This window comes from Erwinia psidii (assembly GCF_003846135.1).
Taxonomy (GTDB): domain Bacteria; phylum Pseudomonadota; class Gammaproteobacteria; order Enterobacterales; family Enterobacteriaceae; genus Erwinia; species Erwinia psidii.
Window position 1 is genome coordinate 360,615 of sequence record NZ_RHHM01000002.1, and the last position, 21,851, is coordinate 382,465.

Below are 21,851 nucleotides of genomic sequence, written 5' to 3' on the forward strand. Positions count from 1 at the left end.
TCGTCATCACATGGCCTGTCGCACCACGGCTACCGGACAGTCATTAACGCAGTTTTATCCTCAACAGCGTATAACCCACCACGGCAGAAACCACCGAACCGGTAAGAATACCCAGTTTAGCCAGCGTTATCGTCTCTGGATGCGCAGTGTCAAAAGCAAGCGAAGAGATAAATATCGACATGGTAAAGCCGATGCCGCACAGTACACCAATTGCTGCAATATCACGCATTTGTGTCCCTCGCGGCAGGACCGCAATATGCAGCTTCACCGCCAGCCAGCAAATTAACGTAATCCCCACCGGCTTGCCGATAAACAGGCCAAGAATGATGCCCAGCGGTACGGTGGAAAACACCCCGTCAAGCGAGACACCGCGTAAAGCAACACCTGCGTTGGCAAAGGCGAACAGTGGCAGGATAAGCCAACTGACCCACGGTGCCAGACTGTGAGACAGGTGGATTGCCGGAGAATGGCCATTCTGTTTCTCCAGCGGTACAAAGAAGCCAACAATCACCCCCGCCAGCGTGGCATGCACGCCCGATTTCAGTATAGCTATCCACAACACCATCCCCACCAGCATGTAGACAGCGATGTTACGTATGCCCAGCCTGTTCAGTAATGCCAGCATCACAACTGCCCCGGCAGCCACACCCAGTGAAACCGGTGAAAGTTGCTGGGTATAAAAGAAAGCAATAATCAGGATGGCACCAAGATCGTCAATGACCGCCAGCGCCATCAGAAATATCTTCAGGGCAGGCGGTACGCGGCTACCGAGCAGTGCCAGAATACCTAACGCAAAAGCGATATCCGTGGCCGTTGGGATCGCCCACCCGCGCACTGCCAGCGAGTCATGGTGATTGAGCAGCGCATAAATCACCCCCGGTGCCATCATTCCGCCAACTGCCGCGATCAGCGGGAATATCGCCCGCTCACGCGATGCAAGAGAGCCGGATACCAGCTCATGCTTTACCTCCAGCCCGATCATTAAGAAGAACAGCGCCATCAGCGCATCGTTGATCCATAACAGTAAATTTTTACTGATATCCAGCGGCCCAAAGCGGAATTCAACCGGCATGGCAAGAATGTCCTGATATGTCTGCTGGGTAGCAGCATTATTTGCCAGAAACATCGCTACCACCGCCGCGACAAGCAATACCACGCCGCCTGTGGCTTCGTTTTTCAGCAGCCGTTCAAGCGTTAATTTCATCAGAACCTTCCCTGCAAAGAGAAAAAATTAAGGTGAGCAAGCATACCCGCTTTCGCTGCCCTGAAAAATAGTTTATCGGCCGCTTTACTCCTGGCATGTTCGTCCCGTCAGGAGGGAAGGGAATAGCGAGAGCGTCCGGGCCCGCTGAGTGTAAAAAAACGGACAGCATCTCAGGCTGTCCGTTTTCACCATCAGAGCATCAGCTTTAACGGGTCAAATCATCAAAAAACTTCTTCACGCCGTCGAAGAAGCGCTTCGAGCGTGGGCTGTTTTTCTCGCCGCTGGGACCACCAAAGCTCTCTTCAAGCTCACGCAACAGCGCTTTTTGCTTGTCACTCAGGCTGACCGGCGTTTCCACTACCACGCGGCACAGCAAATCGCCCTGCACACCACCACGAACCGACTTAACGCCCTTGCCACGCATACGGAACAACTTGCCGGTCTGTGTCTCGGAAGGCACTTTCAGCTTCACGCGACCATCAAGAGTGGGGACTTCAATTTCACCACCCAGTGCGGCCATCGCAAAATTAATCGGCACTTCACAGTAAAGGTTACTCTCTTCACGTTCGAAGATAGGATGCTTGCGTACCGAAACCTGGACATAGAGATCGCCCGCAGGCGCACCGTGCTCACCGGCTTCGCCCTCGCCGCTCAGACGAATACGATCGCCGGTGTCAACACCCGCCGGAATTTTCACCGACAACGTTTTGGATTTCTCCACCCGGCCATGTCCATGACAGGACTGACAAGGATCTTTGATTATCGAGCCACGACCATGACAGGTTGGACAAGCCTGCTGTACGCTGAAGAAGCCCTGGCGCATCTGTACCTGGCCCTGACCGTGGCAGGTCGGACAACTCTGCGGCTGCGTACCGGGTTTCGATCCACTACCGTGACATTTATCACACTCTTCCAGCGCAGGAATACGGATCTCTTTGGACACGCCGCGCACGGCTTCTTCAAGCGTCAGTTCCATGTTATAGCGTAAATCGGCTCCGCGCGCGGCGCGCTGCTGACGGCGACCTCCGCCGAAAATGTCACCGAACACGTCGCCAAAGATATCGCTGAAATCAGCACCACCGCCGCCAAAACCGCCGCCGCCGCCGCCCATACCACCCTGTTCAAAAGCGGCATGACCGTACTGATCGTAAGCCGCACGCTTTTGCGCGTCGGTAAGGATCTCGTAGGCTTCTTTCACCTCTTTAAATTTAGCTTCGGATTCTTTATCGCCTGGATTGCGGTCAGGGTGAAATTTCATCGCCAGGCGTTTATAGGCCTTTTTGATTTCACGCTCTTCCGCTGACCTGGAAACGCCCAAAATCTCGTAATAGTCTTTCTTCGCCATTCTGGTGTCCTGCCCTTAACATACGTGCACGGGCGTGGAGAAACTCCTACGCCCGTGGGTTAAATCAGTGTTCTTTAGCGAACACCTTGCCCGATCAGGGGCGATTATTTTTTGTTGTCTTTTACTTCTTCAAATTCAGCGTCGACAACATCATCATCTTTTTTGGCAGAATCATCAGTCGCATCAGCCGTTGCACCGCCAGCAGCCTGCTGTTGAGCGAACTCCATCAGCTTGCCGGACACCTGCATCAACGCCTGCATTTTTGCTTCAATTTCCGCCTTATCTTCACCTTTCAGCGCCGTGTTCAGATCGGTCAGTGCAGCCTCAATGGGTGCTTTGTCATCGGCTGGCAGTTTGTCACCGGCTTCATCCAGTTGCTTGCGGGTGCTGTGCGACAAATGATCGGCCTGGTTACGGGTTTGCACCAGTTCTTCGAACTTACGGTCAGATTCGGCATTGGCTTCTGCTTCGCGGACCATTTTTTCGATTTCATCATCGTTCAGACCAGAAGATGCTTTGATGGTGATCTTCTGCTCTTTGCCGCTGTTCTTATCCTTCGCGGAAACATGCAAAATACCATCCGCATCAATATCAAAGGTCACTTCCACCTGTGGCATACCGCGAGGTGCCGGCTGGATACCGTCGAGGTTGAACTGGCCCAGGGATTTATTATCCGCCGCGCGTTTACGCTCACCCTGCACGACGTGAATGGTTACCGCAGACTGGTTATCTTCCGCAGTGGAGAACACCTGGCTGTGTTTGGTTGGGATAGTGGTGTTCTTGCTGATAAGCGAGGTCATCACGCCACCCATGGTTTCAATACCCAGGGAGAGTGGCGTCACATCCAGCAGCAGAACGTCTTTCACATCACCGGCCAGTACGCCACCCTGCACCGCAGCACCAACGGCAACCGCTTCATCCGGGTTAACGTCTTTACGTGGCTCTTTACCGAAGAACTCTGCCACTTTCGACTGCACCATTGGCATACGGGTCTGACCACCCACCAGGATCACATCATTGATGTCAGATACCGACAGGCCAGCATCCTGTAAAGCCACTTTCAACGGCTCAATAGAACGCGTCACCAGGTCTTCAACCAGAGATTCCAGTTTGGCACGGGTCACTTTAATATTCAGGTGTTTAGGACCTGTGGCATCTGCCGTAATATACGGCAGGTTAACATCGGTCTGCTGGGCAGAAGAAAGTTCGATTTTCGCCTTCTCAGCGGCTTCTTTCAGACGCTGCATCGCCAGCGGATCGTTGTGCAGATCGATGCCCTGATCCTTTTTGAATTCTGCCACCAGGTAGTTGATCATGCGGCTGTCAAAGTCTTCACCACCCAGGTGAGTATCACCGTTGGTCGCCAACACCTCGAAGGTTTTCTCGCCGTCAACTTCATCAATTTCGATAATAGAGATATCAAAAGTACCACCGCCCAGGTCATAAACCGCAATGGTGCGGTTACCCTGACCTTTGTCCATACCGTAAGCCAGTGCGGCCGCGGTAGGTTCGTTGATAATGCGCTTAACATCCAGACCGGCAATACGGCCAGCATCTTTGGTTGCCTGACGCTGTGCATCGTTGAAGTAGGCTGGCACAGTGATAACCGCTTCAGTTACCGTTTCACCCAGATAATCTTCCGCGGTTTTCTTCATTTTTTTCAGCACTTCGGCAGAAATCTGTGGCGGAGCCATTTTCTGGCCTTTCACATCCAGCCAGGCGTCACCATTGTCAGAACCGATAATCTGATAAGGCATGATTTTAATATCACGCTGGACTTCTTCATCCTGGAAGCGGCGACCAATCAGACGCTTGATTGCAAACAGGGTATTTTGCGGGTTAGTCACAGCCTGACGTTTAGCAGGCTGGCCGACCAGGGTTTCACCGTCCTGGGTGTAAGCAATGATGGACGGCGTGGTGCGGTCGCCCTCAGCATTCTCCAGAACACGAGCCTTGCCGCCATCCATAATAGCGACACAAGAGTTAGTTGTACCCAGGTCAATACCAATAATCTTACCCATCTAAACATCTCCCACTTAAATTCATTATAAATCAGGTTATGCACACTTAATGCGGTCTGTTTTCATCATTTCAACTCCAGACGCCGCGCTTTTTTCCGGGCACATATCCTCGGATGCCAATTAAGATGGGGCCATCCTCAACCGCATCAAGGGGCAGAATAAAAAAATTTTTCAATTTATCGTTATCCAGATCAACATCCTCTCTGCAGTAGCTTATTATCATCCCGCGCGCGCTGGCAAAGCAGGCCTGAGCCAGCGTGAAGTAATCTTAACTATTTCAACTTATCTGTGATTTCACGGGGCATTTATGCAGACCAATACGCTGGCAAATCCCGGTCCTTTAGGGCTGATGGGTTTTGGCATGACCACCATTTTACTGAATCTGCATAATGCAGGTTTTTTCCCGTTAACCTCGACCATCATCAGCATGGGGATTTTCGTTGGTGGTCTGGCACAGATTATTGCCGGGCTGCTGGAATATAAGAAGGGCAATACATTTGGCCTGACGGCATTTATCTCCTATGGTTTTTTCTGGCTGAGTCTGGTTGGCATCATCGTGCTGCCTAAGATGGCGCTGGCTGAACCAACTGACGCCACCATGCTGGGTGTTTACCTGGCGCTGTGGGGCATTTTTACCCTGTTTATGTTCTGCGGTACGTTGAAAGCGAATCGTGCATTACAGTTTGTCTTTGCCAGCCTGACCCTGCTCTTTTTCCTGCTGGCCTGGGGTAATATTGCAGGCAATCACGGCGTGTTGGTCTTCGCAGGTTATGTCGGCATCATCTGTGGAGCCAGCGCGGTTTATCTGGCGATGGCGGAAGTGATCAACGAGCAGCTGGGATGTCGCGTATTACCGATCGGTGAACGTGCCAGTTAAGGGTTTGCGAGAGTTTTGCGTCTTTAACTCCGCACCTCCCTCACGCACCGGGTGCAAGCTTTAAACCCGCCGGGATGCTTTTCAAACTAAAGCCACGCTGCCAGGCGTGGCTTTAGTTGTTTTGGTAGCGCGATCCAACGCCTACACACTGGCGACGGCCTTATTGCCAGAGGTTTCCCCACTTTTCCGGCAAAGTGGCTTTTTATCAACTGGACAAGCAGGCTTTCCTGAGATGGCTGAAAAGCGCTGAATGCGCGTCAGGCACCCGTTTACGTTGACGCACTGCTGTCACGATAGCTGAAATCACGCTTCAGATAAATCCCCAGCAGCAGGCCGAGCGCAGCAAGCGTGAGGACATAATAAGCCGGTGCCATCGGCGTTACAGTCATCATCAGCGTGACCAGAATCGGTGTTAAACCGCCAAAAATGGCATAAGCCACGTTGTAGGAGAACGAAATGCCGGTAAAGCGCACCTCTGCGGGGAAAGCCCGAACCATCACATAAGGCACCGCACCTACCACGCCAACGCTGAACCCCACCGCACCATAACAGGCCAGCAACCTCTCAGGATGCTCGCCAACCGTCTGGTAAAATATCCAGCTGCAGATCGCCAGCAGCAGACTGCCTGAAATAAACGTTTTACTGGCACCAAAACGATCGGCTGACAACCCGGCACAGAGGCACCCGGCAATCAAGGTGACGGTCGCCAGACTGTTGGCCTGCAAGGCTTGCGCCATGGCGATACCATATACTTTATGCAGCCAGGTTGGTGTCATCAGGATCACCACCACAATACCTGCGGAGAGTAGCCAGGTCAGTAACATGCCAACGGCAACAGCGCTTTTGTGGTTAACGATCACCGCCTTTAACGGCAGTTCCGTGGCCAGGGCTTTACGGGCCTCAAGTTCTGTAAATACCGGGGTTTCCCGTAACCAGCGCCGTAAATAGAGTGCCAACAGACCGAAGCCACCACCGATCAAAAAGGGAATACGCCATGCCCCCGCCGCGACTCCCGCCGCATCAAAGGTTTTATTAATCACCGTTGCCATCACCGAACCCAGCAAAATGCCCACGGTCAGTCCCGCCGTCAGCGTACCGCAAGCAAAGCCAACGCGCTTTTCTGGCACATGTTCGGCAACAAAGACCCAGGCCCCCGGCACCTCCCCTCCCACGGCGGCTCCCTGCAACATGCGCAGCAGCAATAATAAAATCGGTGCCGCCACACCCAGCGTGGCGTAACCGGGCAGTAATCCCATTGCCAGCGTAGGCAGCGCCATCAGCAGGATGCTGAGACTGAACATTTTCTTGCGCCCCTGACTGTCACCAAAATGCGCCATGACGATACCGCCCAGCGGACGAGCCAGATACCCGGCGGCAAAAATAGCGAAGGTTTGTAACTGACGCAGCCAGTCTGGAATATCCGCAGGGAAAAAGAGATCGCCAATCACCGCCGCGAAAAAGACAAAAATAATAAAATCGTAGAACTCCAGTGCGCCACCCAGCGCTGCCAGAGAGAGTGTTTTATAATCCTGCCGGGTTAAACGGCGCACAGGGTTTGAAAGCATAATGTTGCCAACCGATTCGTAAATGAAAGGTGAAAAATATCATAAGAAAATGTTAAGCGTTATCAGCAAACCCTGTATTTTCCAGCCGACAGGCGACTGTATCCCGGCTTATTTTTCGGTAATCAGGTGGACAACAGCATATCCAACCTGAATTATCAGAGAAGACAGTATTTAACCTGCCGCCGCAGCGAAGAAGACGGAGGTTATGTCTGAGGCAGGTATGTTAGCTGTCTGTCCTGTATCTGGCGCTTTTAGGACGAAATGCAGCAATAACCTCGTCGTGCGTTTCCACGTAAGGGCCGTCCAGTAGCTGAATACAGTAAGGCACGCTGGCAAAAATACCCGGCACCTTCACCTGCCCCGCGTCATCCTTTAACCCTTCCAGCGTCTCTTTAATTGACTTTGGTTGACCAGGCAGATTAATAATCAGCGATTGTTTGCGGATCACCCCGACCTGGCGGGAGAGGATCGCCGTAGGCACAAAGTTAAGGCCGATCTGGCGCATCTGCTCACCAAAACCCGGCATTTCACGGTCGGCAACAGCCAGCGTGGCATCCGGGGTGACGTCGCGTCGGGCTGGCCCGGTTCCTCCGGTGGTGAATACCAGATGACAAAACAGCTCATCCACCAGCTCACAAATCGCATCTTCAATCATCGGTTGTTCATCCGGCACCAGGCGTTTTTCAATCACCCACGGCGACGCCAGCGCCTGCGACAGCCAGGCTTCCAGTGCAGGCAGTCCTTCATCCTGGTAAATACCATTGGCAGCGCGATCGGAAACAGAAATTAATCCTATACGTAATATGCTCATCGTTTCATCACCGTAATAGCGGCCTTTGCAGGCGTGAGGGCGCGGGGATCCTGGCGGGATAAAAGAAGCATAAACAGAGAAAAGCGGGATGTACAGCGCAGGAAAAGACGTGGCCGGAAAAACCGGCCACCCCAGGGGTTACAGCAGATCGGCAATCATTTTGTCCAGTTTACCCTGGTCAATAGCGAAATTACGGATCCCCTGAGCCAGTTTGTCTACCGCCATTGGGTCCTGATTGTGCTGCCAAAAGAATTCAGACTCGGTCATTTTTGCCGGACGCGCTTTCACTTCGCCACTCCAGGAGAGTTTACGCTCCAGTGCGCCTTCGCTCTCTGCCAGCTCTTTCAGTAGTCCCGGAGAGATGGTCAGGCGGTCACAGCCAGCCAGCTCGATAATTTCACCCACGTTGCGGAAGCTGGCACCCATGACCACCGTCTCGTAACCGTGCTGCTTGTAGTATTTGTAGATTTCTGAGACAGAAACCACGCCCGGATCTTCCTGTGGTGCATACTCTTTCTTGTCCGTATTGGCTTTGTACCAGTCAAGAATACGGCCAACAAATGGAGAGATCAGGTAAACGCCCGCTTCGGCACAGGCGCGGGCCTGAGCGAAGGAAAACAGCAGGGTCAGATTACAGTTAATGCCTTCTTTTTCCAGCTGCTCCGCCGCACGGATCCCCTGCCAGGTGGAAGCCAGTTTAATCAGAATACGGTCATTGCTGATGCCAGCATCATTATAGAGTTTGATCAGCGCACGCGCTTTGTTAACACTGCCTTCGGTGTCGTAAGAAAGGCGAGCATCAACCTCAGTCGAAATGCGACCAGGCACCAGCTTGAGAATTTCCAGACCAATGTTCACCGCCAGTTTGTCTGCAGCATACTGGATCTGCTCCTCTTTCTTGCTGCTCTGATCGCGGGCCCAGGTTACCGCCTCATCAATCAGCTTACGGTATTCGGGGATCTGTGCCGCGCTGAGGATTAAAGAAGGGTTGGTGGTGGCATCCTGAGGCTGATACAGCTTCATCGCGGCAATGTCGCCGGTATCGGCAACAACGGTGGTGAGTTGACGCAGGGAAGTCAGTTTATCCGTCATGGTTGGCATTCTCATCAGCTAAAGTTATCGGGTTCTGAAAAATCACTGTCCTGGATAATATCACGCGACATCAGCCATGCAAGGTAAGCTTGCCCTGAGGCCACTGAGTGCTAAATTGCGCGACACCAGCTGCATTTATGGCAGGAATAAGTCCCGGCAATGGCAGCAATTACTCTTTTCCGCGTGCTTTTTTGCTACAGTATCCGCGCAGGCCATGTCAGCCTTGTCCGTCGTCGTTACTCAGGAGCCTTTCATGTTGATCGTTATCTCTCCAGCCAAAACCCTGGATTTCGAAAGTGAGCTGGCCACCAGCCGTTTTACCCAGCCGGCCCTGCTGGATGACGCCAGAAAACTTATCGACGTCGCAGCTAAACTGACGCCGGTGCAGATCGGCAAGCTGATGAGTATCAGCGACAAGCTGGCCGATTTAAATGCCGGACGTTTTCAGAACTGGCAAACACCGTTCACGCCAGACAATGCGCGCCAGGCGATCCTTGCGTTTAAGGGCGATGTTTATACCGGATTACAGGCTGAAACCTTTAAAGAGAAAGATTTTGACTTTGCCCAGCAGCACCTGAGGATGCTCTCCGGCCTTTATGGCCTGCTACGTCCACTGGATCTGATGCAACCCTACCGACTGGAGATGGGCATCAAACTGGAAAATCCAGCCGGGAAAGATCTTTACAGTTTCTGGGGGGAGAAGCTAACCGACGCGCTGAACGCAGCGCTGGCCGACCAGGGCGATGACATACTGATCAATCTGGCGTCTGATGAATATTTCAAAGCGGTGAAACCGAAGAAGCTGCATGGACGTATTATCAAACCGGTGTTTCTGGACGAGAAAAACGGCACATTCAAGGTTATCAGTTTCTACGCCAAAAAGGCGCGTGGATTGATGAGCCGTTACATTATTGAGCACCAACTGAGCAAACCCGCAGATCTGAAAAAGTTTGCGGTGGAAGGGTATTTCTTTGCCGCCGATGAAAGCAGCGAGGATGAACTGGTCTTTAAACGCCGGGAAATGCAATAAGCCCTGACCGACGTCAGGGCATGATATTTATTTCTGCAGCAGGAACGCCCGTAGTTCTGCAAAATCTGCCGCCATGTTATGCGACAACAGCGGCAGTTCAGCCCGCTCTGCCAATGCCTCTGGCAAAGGCAGTTTCCGTTGCAGAATCTCTTCCACGCTCTCTTTGAACTTCGCCGGATGTGCCGTGCCGAGGAACAAACCAAATTCCCCTTCCTGCAACTGATCGCGTAACAACCGGTAAGCAATCGCCGCGTGAGGCTCAGAGATATATCCCAGGTCTGCCAGCTCGCGCATGGTCGCCCGCGTGGTTTGATCATCAACGGCACCATAGCCAAGGTCGCTCAGACGCCAGGTTTTACGACGGAAGATCTCTTCCACCCGTGGCCAGTTGTTCGGCTGGCTGACATCCATCGCATTTGACAGCGTGGCAACCGTGGCAGACGGTTGCCATTGCCCTCCGGCCAGAAAGCGCGGAACCGTATCGTTAGCATTGGTTGCCGCGATAAAACGTTTCACTGGCAGACCCAGCGTTTTTGCCAGTAACCCTGCGGTCAGATCGCCAAAGTTACCGCTGGGCACAGAAATCACCAGCTGATTGCGTTTTTCCTGTGGCAGTTGCGCCACGGCTTCAAAGTAGTAACAAACCTGCGCTAACAGACGGCTGATATTTATGGAGTTGGCCGAGTTCAGGCCGATGGCCTTTTTCAGCACTTCATCATCAAAAGCCTGCTTAACCAGCGCCTGACAGGCATCAAAATCGCCATCAACCGCGATGGTCTGGATATTGCCGCCCAGCGTACAGAACAGCTTCTCCTGCAGAGGACTGATTTTGCCTTGCGGATAGAGGATCACCACCTGCACGTTATCCATGCCGTAGAACGCATGTGCAACGGCGGCGCCCGTATCACCGGAAGTGGCGGTCAGGATAGTGATTTTTTCATCGGCACCGCTGACATACGACAGCATCTGCGCCATAAAACGACCGCCGAAATCTTTAAAAGCCAGCGTTGGGCCATGAAAGAGCTCCAGCGAGGAGATATCATCGGTCACTTTCACCACTGGCGCCGGGAAAGTAAACGCCGTTTTCAGGCGCTCGTGCAGCTGATGTGGCGCGATTTCATCGCCGATAAAAGCCGAGAGGATTTTGCTGCTGCGACTGACGAAATCCATGTCGAGCATCTCATCAATATCGGTCAGTTCAAATTCCGGCAGTTCAAGCGGGAAAAACAACCCCTGTTGTTTGCCCAGGCCCTGCTTGACCGCCTGCGAGAAGCTGACCTGCTCGTTGTGATCCTTAAGATTATAGAGTTTCATGCGTTATCCCAGTTTACGTGCGCCTGCCGTATCAATGCGGCAGATATGAACGAAGCCTTCTTCGTTTTGCAGATAGTGCTGACGTAGCCAGTCAGCCATACGTTGAGCGGTATCCGTGTTATCACAAACGGCAAACAGCGTTGGACCAGAACCAGAGATACCGCAAGCCAGCGCACCGATGTCATGCGCGGCATGGCGGGCATCGGCAAAGCCGGGTAAAAGCTTAGTACGATATGGCTCCGCGATGACATCCCGCATCAGCTTGGCCGCCAGTTCAGGCTGCTGAGTGTGGCTGGCATGGATAAATCCACCCAGATAGCGGCCATGCTTAATAATGTCTTCTTTACGGTATTGTGCAGGCAGAATAGCCCTCGCTTGTGCCGTTGACACCTTGATACCCGGATAGGCCATTACCCACAGCCACTGTTCAAAAACCGGCACGGGCTGACAGATGATGCCAGATTCCTCCAGCATCAGTTGAATACCACCGAGGAAACACGGAGCCACGTTGTCGTAATGCACGCTGCCAGAAACCCGTCCTTCCAACTCGCCCATCAGCATTAACAGGCTGTCATTATCCAACGGCCTGCCGCAATGCTCATTCATCGCCATCAGCCCCGCGACCACTGAACAGGCGCTGGAACCCAGACCGGAGCCGATGGGCATATTTTTTTCCAGCGTCATTGCCACCGGGATACGCTTGCCGATAGCCTCGCAAAAGCGATCCCAGCACTGCCAGACAATGTTGTCCTGTGGGCTGGAAGGTAGCTTACTGACAAAACGCCCCTCGTTGTGCAGGCTGAACTCGCTGGCATTCTCAACGGTTACGCAGTCGCCCAGCAGTGTACCGTCAACCGGCGATACCGTTGCACCCAGTACATCAAAGCCCACGCTGACATTACCGATTGAGGCAGGGGCATAAATCTTGACCATCGTTAAACTCCCAACTTCCATGACAAAGTACGCAGCAGATCGGCAAACACTCCGGCGGCGGTGACATCATTGCCGGCACCGTAACCGCGTAACACCAGCGGAATGGGCTGATAATAGCGGCTGTAAAAGGCCAGCGCGTTTTCGCCGTTTTTTACTTTATACAACGGATCATTGCCGTCGACGGCAGTAATTTTAACCTGACAGTGCCCCCCCTCTGCAATCGCACCGACAAAACGCAGCACTTTGCCTTGCTCTTCGGCCTTAGCAACGCGGGCAGCAAACGCATCATCCAGTTCCGGCAGGCGCTGCATAAATACTTCCACATCATCAATTGCCGTAAAGGCTTCGGGAAGGAGCGCCTCTATCTCAATATCGCTCAGCTCCAGCTGATAACCCGCCTCACGCGCCAGAATTAACAGCTTACGCGCCACATCCATGCCGGAAAGATCGTCGCGTGGGTCCGGCTCAGTGAATCCCATTTCACGTGCCATCCTGGTTGCTTCTGACAGCGAAACGCCCTCATCCAGCTTGCCAAAAATAAACGAGAGTGAGCCGGACAGAATACCGGAAAAATGCAGCAGTTCATCACCGGCATTAAGCAGGTTTTGCAGGTTTTCGATAACCGGTAAGCCAGCGCCCACGTTGGTATCGTACAGAAACTTGCGACGCGATTTCACCGCCGCCGCTCGCATCTGCTGGTAGTAATTGTAAGACGAGGTGTTGGCCTTTTTGTTTGGCGTAACCACATGGAAACCGTCGGCCAGGAAATCAGCATACTGGTCGGCAAGCACCTGGCTGGACGTGCAATCCACAATCACCGGGTTGAGCAAGTGATACTCTTTAACCAGACGGTTCAGACGTTGCAAATTAAACGGCTCTTTAGCTTCTTTCAGCGCCTCTTTCCAGTTATCCAGCGCAATACCATGCACGTTGGTCAGCAACGCCTGCGAATTGGCAATGCCGCAGACCCGTAAATCAATATGCCGGTGCTTTAGCCAGGCCTGCTGGCGGTGCAGTTGATCGATAAGCGCAGCACCAACGCCACCCACACCAATCACAAACACTTCTATCACCTGATCGGTGGCAAACAGCATCTGGTGGACCACCCGAACGCCGGTGGTGGCATCTTCATTATTCACTACCACGGAGATGGAACGTTCCGATGAGCCCTGAGCAATTGCCACGATGTTAATATTGGCACGCGCCAGCGCCGAGAAAAATTTCGCGGAGATCCCTCGCAGGGTTCGCATTCCGTCCCCAACCACCGAGATCACCGCCAGGTCTTCCATCACGTCCAGCGGCTCCAGCAGGCCATCTTTCAGTTCGAGGTAGAATTCATCTTCCAGTACACGTCGCGCCCGCAGGAGGTCGCTTTGTGGGACGCAGAAGCTGATGCTGTATTCCGAAGAGGACTGGGTGATCAGCACCACAGAAATACCGCTACGCGACATCGCCGCAAACACGCGAGCCGCCATGCCTACCATGCCTTTCATCCCCGGCCCGGAAACATTAAACATCGCCATGTTATTAAGATTGGTGATGCCCTTAACCGGATTATCGTCATCGGAACTGTCGCCGCCAATCAGGGTGCCTGGAGCCTGAGGGTTGGCGGTATTTTTAATCAGACAGGGGATCTGAAACTGAGCAATTGGCGAGATAGTCCGCGGATGCAGCACCTTCGCGCCAAAGTAAGACAGCTCCATGGCTTCCTGGTAGGACATTGACTTGAGCAGCCTGGCGTCAGGCACCTGGCGTGGATCGCAGGTGTAAACCCCGTCGACATCAGTCCATATTTCACAGCAGTCGGCACGCAGACAGGCAGCTAAAACCGCAGCGGAATAGTCGGAACCATTACGTCCCAGCACGACCAGTTCGCCTTTGTCGTTACCGGCGGTGAAACCAGCCATCAGTATCATGTTCTCCGCCGGGATCTTGCTGGCAGCAATACGGCGAGTGGATTCCGCAATATCTACGGTAGATTCAAGATAATGGCCTACGGCCAGCAATTTCTCGACCGGGTTGATGACGCTGACGCCGTGACCACGCGCCTGTAGCAACCCTTCCATGATGGCAATAGAGAGCTTTTCACCCCGGCATATTATCGCGGCGTTTACGCTGTCCGGGCATTGGCCAAGCAGGCTGATGCCGTGCAAAACCTGCTTTAGCCCGGCAAACTCCCGGTCCACCACCGCCTTTAACCGATCGTGGTTAAAGCCTGGCTGAACATCCCGCAACCCTTGCAACAGAGAAGCAAAAATCTGCTCTGCATCGCTGATATTTGCTCCGGCATCCTGACCACTGATGGTCTTTTCAATCATCGCCACCAGATGGTTGGTTATTTTTGCTGGCGCGGACAAAACGGTAGCAACCTGTCCCTGCTTCGCATTATTTTCCAAAATATCAGCCACACGCAGAAACCGTTCTGCGTTGGCAACTGAGGTTCCACCGAATTTCAGCACTCGCATTTTCAAACTCTCCTGAATTTTTGCCGAAAAAAAAGCCCGCACTGTTCAGGTGCGGGCTTTTTTGTGTTCTCTGTATGCGTCAGCCCGCACCGTTACCTGTGGTAATGGTGGTGGTAATAATGATGGTTGTCATCAGGCTGTATGTGCGCATTTAAGATTCATCATCTGTCAGTCAATTATCCCAGGGTTCAGAAGTAAAGCAAACGTCAGGATAAGTCAATTTTTTTATCGTTGTGGAAACATTCACCTGCCCCATGCGATGAGGTCGTTTATGTCAAATACAGATCTTATCGATTGAAGGTTTGACCTGATATCAGTGTTCCCGTTCGAAAATGAGGAGTAAATCAGACTTTTTGTCTGTGATTTTTTCTTAACCCATCTTCTTGTGCGAAGAACGAAGATCGTTTAGGGATGTTGAGACGGGTAATACCCCGGACGTGTCACAGAAGGTGAAATGATCGGCTGGTCCTCATAGTGAAGGAACAACTTGCTTACGCTAACTTCCCCGCCTGCAGATTTATCAATATGAAATCGCCTTCAGTGATCCTGTCAATACATGACAATTTTTCGGATAGCAATTCCAGTTATTGCGAGCTAATTCACCACTATGTAAACGGTGGTTATACACTTATAAAATAATCTTTTGAAAGTAAATAACTATTATTGAATCATCAAACATATTCAGGATTATAGATGGCACTGTAAGTGTAAAAGAAAAGATAAAATGATTTAACACAAAAAAAACACATCAAAAATATTAATGCTAAAATATTAAAAAGATATGATCTTTTTCTATTAAGTCAGAAGTAAAAACATTTTTCTCTCTATAATTTGTTTCACTTCAACAAATTAACGAATGTTAAATTGAGATCTATTCCTTATAATTTCAGTACCAACCTTTAGGCGGCAGATAATCATCTTTGAGAGCTAACCACGGATTTTGATAAGGGTTTTTCATACCGATGTTAACGTGCTACAATTGATTTGATATAAGTCAATTAAGCTTTATTTATTGCCTGTTACACCAAGCTTGTGCTGTTATGTTGCTGTTAATAACGTTAGGATGGATGTCTTTTTTCATCCAGACGTGACGGGCGGGCTTTAATTGATTTATCGCGCCACCCGATCTTTGATAGCTCTGGAACATATTCTGTACAGCTGTAGCAAGACGTTGATGACATGCCTTTTTTGCATCAGGAAGTTAGCAGCTGTATGCCCCATATCGTTTTGTTAGAAATTTAGGTAGCGATCACATGCAGACCCCGCACATACTTATCGTTGAAGACGAATTAGTTACTCGTAATACTCTCAAAAGTATTTTTGAGGCCGAAGGCTACATGGTTTATGAAGCTACGGATGGCGCAGAAATGCACCAGGTCCTGACGGAGAACGACGTTAATCTGGTAATAATGGATATTAACCTGCCTGGAAAAAATGGCCTTCTACTGGCGCGTGAGTTGCGTGAACAGGCAAACGTAGCGCTGATGTTTCTGACCGGCCGTGATAATGAAGTCGATAAGATTCTGGGACTGGAGATTGGTGCTGACGATTACATCACTAAGCCTTTCAATCCACGCGAGCTAACGATTCGTGCCCGCAACCTGCTATCCCGAACAATGAATCTTCCCCCCCATAGTGAAGATCGCAAACTGGTTGAAAGCTACCGCTTCAATGGGTGGGAACTGGACATCAACAGCCGCTCCCTTGTCAGTCCGCAGGGGGAGCAATACAAACTGCCGCGCAGCGAGTTCCGTGCCATGCTGCACTTTTGTGAAAATCCGGGGAAAATTCAGACCCGTGCAGATCTGCTAAAAAAAATGACCGGACGTGAACTCAAACCCCACGATCGCACGGTGGATGTCACTATCCGCCGAATTCGGAAGCATTTTGAATCAATGCCAGACACGCCGGAAATCATCGCCACTATTCACGGTGAGGGTTACCGCTTCTGTGGCGACCTGCAGGAGTGAGTTTGGATCAAATCTAAGGGCTGGCAACAGCCCTTTTTTTGTTCATTTATTCCACGGCATAATGGGCACCGCGCTCAGCGCATTTTTAGGCGATCCATCCACAACTTTATCGGAATAACTGAGATAAATTAGCGCATTTCGTTTTTTATCGTAAAATCGTACTACCTGCAGCTTTTTAAAAACCAGTGAGGTCCGTTTACGAAATACCACTTCACCTTCTGCTTTGCCCCCGGCAATCTTATCGCTAAGCTCCACCGGGCCAATCTGCTGACAGGAGATCGCTGCGTCTGAAGTGTCTTCAGCCAGCCCCAGCCCACCTTTGATGCCACCGGTTTTAGCACGACTGATGTAACAGGTTACATTCTTTACCTCCGGGTCATCGAACGCTTCGACAACAATTTTATGATCAGGGCCAAATACCTTGAATACCGTATCTACCGAGCCGACTACCTCTGCACGGGCGCAAAGAGAAACAAAAATTACTGACGTGACTATTAACAATTTTTTCATTGTCATGGGATTACCATTGCTAAGAAAATAGATGACATTGTAAGTTATTGAACTTGCCTCTCCACTGAGTCGAAAACAGATACTTCAGATCTGAGACATAATTTTATAGCACGGTTCCCCGATAATATGGATTGCATGGTTCATGCTCAGTGTAGAATGGTTTCCCTGGCCCCAATTTAAGTAGGATGAGGACAATTTATGGATCAAGCCGGTATCATTCGCGACTTGCTGGCCTGGCTGGAAAGCCACCTTGACCAGCCACTTTCACTGGACAACGTGGCAACCAAGGCTGGCTATTCAAAATGGCACTTACAGAGGATGTTTAAGGAAGTCACCGGTCATGCCATTGGTGCATATATTCGCTCCCGTCGCCTGTCCAAAGCAGCCGTGGCGCTTCGGCTAACCAGCCGTCCGATTCTGGATATCGCTTTGCAGTATCGTTTTGACTCACAGCAGACATTCACCCGTGCGTTTAAAAAGCAGTTTAATCTGACCCCGGCTTACTACCGTCGCGCCTCAGACTGGAACGCTTTCGGACTGCGCCCACCGGTCCGGTTAGGCGATTTCACCATGCCCGAACCCACCTTTGTCACTCTGCCAGAAACCGTGCTGATCGGGCAAACACAGAGCTATACCTGCACTCTGGAACAAATTTCAAGTTTTCGTGATGAGATGCGCCTGCATTTCTGGCGTCAATTTCTCACTGAAACTGACACCATTCCTCCAGTGTTGTACGGCCTTCACCGGTCAAGTCCCAGCCAGGAAAAAGACGACGAGCAGGAGATCTTCTATACCACTGCGGTTCCTTCAGAGAATCTTTCCTACGCCATACCAGCGACGCAGACTGTGGTGCTTGAAGGCGGCGATTACGTGCAGTTCACCTACAAGGGGCTACGCACTGATTTGCAGGAGTTTATCCTGCTGATTTACGGGACATTTATGCCGACGTGGCAGCTGACGCGCCGCCACGGCCAGGATATCGAACGTTTTTATACCAACGGCGGTAAGAAACGCGCCGAACCACCGATGGAAATTCGCTGTGAATATCTGATCCCCATACGCCCTCCTGTTGCGCCGGAAAACACATAGTCAGGCCGACCGCCCTGCGGGTTAATCCCACAGCCTTTCGCTGACCTGCTTCGACAGGTCAGCGTTGCAATTCATCGAGCGCGGGTAAATCCAGATGTGATATATCGCCGGCCGTTTCCACCACCCAGCCAGAGGCAAGCCAGCCACTGTGCTGATGATCAACGCGGGATAGGGAACAGTTCCGCAACCGTAAACGACGTTCTGCATGGGCAGGCAGCCCCAGCAGTGTGCCGACCAGCACCCCCAGCGCCATACCGTGGCTGACCAGTAATGGGCGGCTACCTGCGGGCAGATTGAGACAATCGTTGAGCGCTTCATGCATACGCGCCGCCATTTCGGTCATCGACTCTCCCTCAGGAATACGACCATTTTCTGTGCCATCCACCAGGGTCTTGCGCCAGCTCTCTTCCTCTGGGGTCAGGGAATCCAGCGCTCGCTGTTCCAGCACACCCATATTCAGCTCACGCAGGCGCGGGTCCAGTCTGACGTCACAACCACAGGCATCTGCGATAATGCTGGCAGTACGCCTGGTGCGCCCCAAATCGCTGGAAATAATATGCGTGATACCGAGGTGTTTCATGCGCTCAGCCACCTGATGCGCCTGCTGCTCTCCTTTTTCCGTTAACGCGCTGTCTGACTGTCCCTGAAGACGATGTGCGACATTCCAGACCGTCTCTCCGTGGCGAACAAGATAAACCTGTAACATAAATTTTTTCCGTTATACTGCGAGAAATTTGCGTAGAGGGTTAAAACCATTATGTACCATGTTGTCGCTGCAACCATCAATCCTGCCAAAATTAAGGCAATATCTCAGGCATTCAGCGATATTTTCGGTGCAGAAAGCTGTCATATCGAAGGTGTCGTGGTTGACAGCGGTGTCGCCCTCCAACCCATGACTGACTCAGAAACCAGAACCGGCGCACGTCAACGGGTGATGAATGCCCGCAAGGTCCGCCCGGAAGCGGATTTCTGGGTTGCGGTTGAAGCCGGTATTGAAGACGACGTCGCTTTCGCCTGGATGGTGGTGGAAAATCACCAACAGCGTGGAGAGTCACGCTCTGCCAGCTTTACTTTACCTTCCAGGGTGATTAAAGGTATCCGTGCAGGGCGGGAGTTGGGTGAAGAAATGGCGCGTCTTACTGGTATTGAAAACCTTAAACATCAGGGCGGGGCCATTGGCGTGTTTACTGCCGGAACACTGACACGCACCAGCGTTTACCATCAGGCGCTCATTCTGGCACTCTGTCCGTTTCACAATCCAATCTATCGGAGCGATACCACGTCAGATGTTATTTGATCTCCCTTAACAGCTGCGCTTCAAGCCAGGCTTTCAGCACTGGCGGCGCGCTTTTCAGGCTGTTCGAGCCACGGGTGATGGTGGCGATGCCAACGCCCAGGTCATTTTTCAACTCACGCTGACTGAGTTCACCGCGCATCAACTCTTCGATGATCCGCAGTCGGGTGCCAAAGGCTTCACGTTCATCAGGCGTCATCATTAGCTGTAGCAGCGGCAGATGCAGCTCGCTTTGATAAGCGTGCTGTAGCAGCGTCACAAAACGCTGCCACTCTTCATTATGCGATTCCACGGTAACGGGGACAGAAGATTCAGTCATGGGCAACCCATACTCGTTAACCAGTACAGCAGCTTAACACAGTATCAGCCAAATCAGTAGCGGCGCTGCCACTCGCTGTCGGACAGGATTTTATCCGGCTTATTCAAAAAATGCCGATAGTAGGCGTCATAGGCCAGTACATTTTTAACATAGCCGCGCGTTTCCGAAAACGGAATGGTTTCAATAAAGGCCACCGAATCCAGCCGCCCTGCGCTGTTACCCAGCCAGGTTCTGACCCGCGATGGTCCGGCATTGTAAGCCGCCGATGAGAAAATACGGTTCTGGCCAAACTGCTGATAAACCGACTCCAGATACTGCGTACCAATCTGGATATTAGTTTCTGGATCAAGCAGTTGGCTACTGTTGCTGTATCCAGGCAGACGGTAAACTTTCACCGTATGTTGTGCAGTGGCAGGCATTACCTGCATCAGACCAGCAGCGCCTACCGGCGAGCGGGCTTTTGGATTCCATGCACTCTCCTGGCGCGCGATCGCCATCGCATAACTGACCGGGATCGCTTTCCCGGCAATATTGCGATTAAACTGCTCCTGCCATGCCAGCGGGAAACGCTCCTGCAAACTATTCCACAATTTGCCGGTAATAGTCGCCTGTACGCTCAGATCCCACCAATTTTGCTGACGGGCATAGCGCGCCAGCTGCTGCTGCTGACTGGTGCTTTTGCTGCCAACCAGATAGCTCCACTCCGTGCGGGCGAGATTATCCATGCCCCAATACATCAGCTCACGCACCCTGGCAATTTCTGTTCCCTGGATAAGAGCGTTATCGGGTTCCGCCGCTTTATCCACCTGCATACTGTAATCCACACCAAGACGCTGTGCAGCTACCATCGGATAGAAGCCGCGCTCCTGCATCAGATTACGCAGAATTCTTTCTGCCTCCTCGTTGCGTCCCTGCGTCATCAGCAGATCGGCCTGCCAGTATTGCCATTCGTCTTTCTGTTTAGCCTCAACAGGCAGACGGGCAATCCATGTATTCAGCCCATGACGATCGTTATTGCCCAGTGACATCCTCACCCGCCGCTCAATCAGCGAAACTGAATCACTGCGCATCACCACGTTGTCCCGCCAGCGGGCCTGTTCAGAGGTAACATTATTGTCCATCAGTCGCCAGGCGACGATTTCATTCAGCGCCTGTTCATCCTGCTCGCTCATTTTTTGCAGGCGAACCAGCTCCGGGATCATTGCCAGCGCATTTTCTGCATCGTCCCGCGCGGTTTTGGCAAAAGCTATCGTCGTCGCCTGACGGGTAAAATCCGTCGCACCCACGTTACGGGCAAAGGACACAACATTTTGAGGATTGTTCTGCACATCAATCACCGCATCCGCAATCGTCTGATAATCCGCAGGCAGTTGTTTGGCAAGCGCATTGACCAGGCCAGTATTACCTTCTTTCATCGCCAGACGGATACGCTCAAGGGTAGTGACAGGCGTCTGCTGACCTGCCGCCTGCCAGACACTGAACAGCTGGTCACAGGCCGCGGGGGTTGCAGTCCCGCGAAGCCATATTGATTTTGCGCCGTCCAGGGCAACCTGCTGCTGACCCGTCGCCCATTTGGCGTAATACCAGTTACAACGAGCAGCTACCGGTTTCGGTGCCTCAGGGCTGAACACCAGCAGGCCACGCCAGTCCTGACGACGGGCCAGCTCATTAACAAAACGAGCGGAGAGAGAACGCACCGGCGGCAGCGTCGGATATTTATTAATGAAGTCGTTAACCACAAACCCGCTTTCCTGATCGAGATCCTCAGTAAGCAGGCGGTATTCAAGGTAGGGATAAAGGGGGTAATCACGCAGTGTGGGCATGAGTTGCGCCACTGTCTCCATCTGATTGTTGTCCCAGGCCTGCTTAATCTGCATATAACGGCTACGCTGGGCATCCAGCGAGCCCGCCTGAGCCATACCGGCTGCAACGGTTAAACTTACCCCGGCTACCCACAACTGCCACTTGTTCACCATGACTTTCCCCACATTAACGCCCCATTTTATTCTGTC

19 protein-coding genes and 1 other annotated feature are annotated in these 21,851 nt (G+C 52.0%); of the genes, 5 read left to right on the forward strand and 14 right to left on the reverse strand.

Annotated features, from left to right (window positions below; genetic code table 11):
• Positions 1-43: 43 nt before the first annotated feature.
• The 3 genes from nhaA to dnaK form a co-directional block, all read right to left on the reverse strand.
• Positions 44-1,204, reverse strand: coding sequence for a Na+/H+ antiporter NhaA (gene nhaA, locus EB241_RS04290; RefSeq protein WP_124231968.1), 1,161 nt, complete (start codon positions 1,202-1,204; stop codon positions 44-46).
• A 205-nt stretch (positions 1,205-1,409) separates the two neighbouring features.
• A complete protein-coding gene (dnaJ, locus tag EB241_RS04295) occupies positions 1,410-2,549 on the reverse strand; it encodes a molecular chaperone DnaJ (protein ID WP_124231969.1) in 1,140 nt (379 codons plus the stop codon).
• 104 nt (positions 2,550-2,653) lie between these two features.
• Positions 2,654-4,570, reverse strand: a complete 1,917-nt coding sequence (gene dnaK, locus EB241_RS04300) for a molecular chaperone DnaK (protein WP_124231970.1) — start codon at positions 4,568-4,570, stop codon at positions 2,654-2,656.
• 307 nt (positions 4,571-4,877) lie between these two features.
• Between dnaK and satP the strand changes: the two genes are divergently transcribed.
• Positions 4,878-5,447 (forward strand): acetate uptake transporter, encoded by a 570-nt coding sequence (gene satP / locus EB241_RS04305; RefSeq protein WP_124231971.1) that lies wholly within the window; start codon positions 4,878-4,880, stop codon positions 5,445-5,447.
• A gap of 269 nt (positions 5,448-5,716) precedes the next feature.
• On the opposite strand, the gene EB241_RS04310 is transcribed toward satP, so the two are convergent.
• From EB241_RS04310 to tal, 3 genes are all read right to left on the reverse strand, one after another.
• On the reverse strand, positions 5,717-7,012 hold the full coding sequence (locus EB241_RS04310) for an MFS transporter (protein WP_124231972.1): 1,296 nt from the start codon (positions 7,010-7,012) through the stop codon (positions 5,717-5,719).
• A gap of 223 nt (positions 7,013-7,235) precedes the next feature.
• Positions 7,236-7,823, reverse strand: coding sequence for a molybdopterin adenylyltransferase (gene mog, locus EB241_RS04315; RefSeq protein ID WP_124231973.1), 588 nt, complete (start codon positions 7,821-7,823; stop codon positions 7,236-7,238).
• A gap of 138 nt (positions 7,824-7,961) precedes the next feature.
• Positions 7,962-8,915 (reverse strand): transaldolase, encoded by a 954-nt coding sequence (gene tal / locus EB241_RS04320; RefSeq protein ID WP_124231974.1) that lies wholly within the window; start codon positions 8,913-8,915, stop codon positions 7,962-7,964.
• Between the two features lie 253 nt (positions 8,916-9,168).
• On the opposite strand from tal, the gene yaaA reads away from it, so the two are divergent.
• The gene (gene yaaA / locus EB241_RS04325) at positions 9,169-9,945 is read left to right on the forward strand and encodes a peroxide stress protein YaaA (RefSeq protein WP_124231975.1); all 777 of its coding nucleotides are present in this window, start codon (positions 9,169-9,171) and stop codon (positions 9,943-9,945) included.
• Between the two features lie 27 nt (positions 9,946-9,972).
• On the opposite strand, the gene thrC is transcribed toward yaaA, so the two are convergent.
• The 4 genes from thrC to thrL all read right to left on the reverse strand — a co-directional run bounded on the left by thrC (position 9,973) and on the right by thrL (position 14,808).
• The gene (gene thrC, locus EB241_RS04330) at positions 9,973-11,259 is read right to left on the reverse strand and encodes a threonine synthase (protein ID WP_124231976.1); all 1,287 of its coding nucleotides are present in this window, start codon (positions 11,257-11,259) and stop codon (positions 9,973-9,975) included.
• 3 nt (positions 11,260-11,262) lie between these two features.
• On the reverse strand, positions 11,263-12,192 hold the full coding sequence (gene thrB, locus EB241_RS04335) for a homoserine kinase (protein WP_124231977.1): 930 nt from the start codon (positions 12,190-12,192) through the stop codon (positions 11,263-11,265).
• Between the two features lie 2 nt (positions 12,193-12,194).
• Positions 12,195-14,657 (reverse strand): bifunctional aspartate kinase/homoserine dehydrogenase I, encoded by a 2,463-nt coding sequence (thrA, locus tag EB241_RS04340; protein WP_124231978.1) that lies wholly within the window; start codon positions 14,655-14,657, stop codon positions 12,195-12,197.
• A 25-nt stretch (positions 14,658-14,682) separates the two neighbouring features.
• Positions 14,683-14,797 (reverse strand) — a sequence feature (Thr leader region).
• Positions 14,737-14,808 carry a thr operon leader peptide gene (gene thrL / locus EB241_RS04345; RefSeq protein WP_124232041.1) on the reverse strand — a complete coding sequence of 24 codons (72 nt, stop codon included), beginning with the start codon at positions 14,806-14,808 and terminating at the stop codon, positions 14,737-14,739. Its footprint overlaps the feature before it by 61 nt.
• Before the next feature lie 1,102 nt (positions 14,809-15,910).
• Between thrL and arcA the strand changes: the two genes are divergently transcribed.
• A complete protein-coding gene (gene arcA / locus EB241_RS04350) occupies positions 15,911-16,627 on the forward strand; it encodes a two-component system response regulator ArcA (protein WP_124231979.1) in 717 nt (238 codons plus the stop codon).
• A 42-nt stretch (positions 16,628-16,669) separates the two neighbouring features.
• On the opposite strand, the gene creA is transcribed toward arcA, so the two are convergent.
• Positions 16,670-17,143: a protein CreA gene (gene creA / locus EB241_RS04355; protein WP_124231980.1), complete on the reverse strand. Its 474-nt coding sequence runs from the start codon at positions 17,141-17,143 to the stop codon at positions 16,670-16,672.
• Between the two features lie 192 nt (positions 17,144-17,335).
• Here creA and robA point away from each other — a divergent pair, with 192 nt between their 5' ends.
• The gene (robA, locus tag EB241_RS04360) at positions 17,336-18,226 is read left to right on the forward strand and encodes an MDR efflux pump AcrAB transcriptional activator RobA (RefSeq protein ID WP_124231981.1); all 891 of its coding nucleotides are present in this window, start codon (positions 17,336-17,338) and stop codon (positions 18,224-18,226) included.
• A gap of 58 nt (positions 18,227-18,284) precedes the next feature.
• Here the strand turns inward: robA and gpmB are convergent, their stop codons facing one another.
• Positions 18,285-18,932 (reverse strand): 2,3-diphosphoglycerate-dependent phosphoglycerate mutase GpmB, encoded by a 648-nt coding sequence (gpmB, locus tag EB241_RS04365; protein WP_124231982.1) that lies wholly within the window; start codon positions 18,930-18,932, stop codon positions 18,285-18,287.
• A 51-nt stretch (positions 18,933-18,983) separates the two neighbouring features.
• On the opposite strand from gpmB, the gene yjjX reads away from it, so the two are divergent.
• A complete protein-coding gene (yjjX, locus tag EB241_RS04370) occupies positions 18,984-19,523 on the forward strand; it encodes an inosine/xanthosine triphosphatase (protein ID WP_124231983.1) in 540 nt (179 codons plus the stop codon).
• On the opposite strand, the gene trpR is transcribed toward yjjX, so the two are convergent.
• Both trpR and sltY read right to left on the reverse strand, forming a co-directional pair.
• Positions 19,516-19,839, reverse strand: a complete 324-nt coding sequence (gene trpR / locus EB241_RS04375) for a trp operon repressor (RefSeq protein WP_124231984.1) — start codon at positions 19,837-19,839, stop codon at positions 19,516-19,518. The two genes, yjjX and trpR, sit on opposite strands and share 8 nt — an antisense overlap.
• A 53-nt stretch (positions 19,840-19,892) precedes the next feature.
• Positions 19,893-21,815 carry a murein transglycosylase gene (gene sltY / locus EB241_RS04380; protein ID WP_124231985.1) on the reverse strand — a complete coding sequence of 641 codons (1,923 nt, stop codon included), beginning with the start codon at positions 21,813-21,815 and terminating at the stop codon, positions 19,893-19,895.
• Between the last annotated feature and the right edge of the window lie 36 nt (positions 21,816-21,851).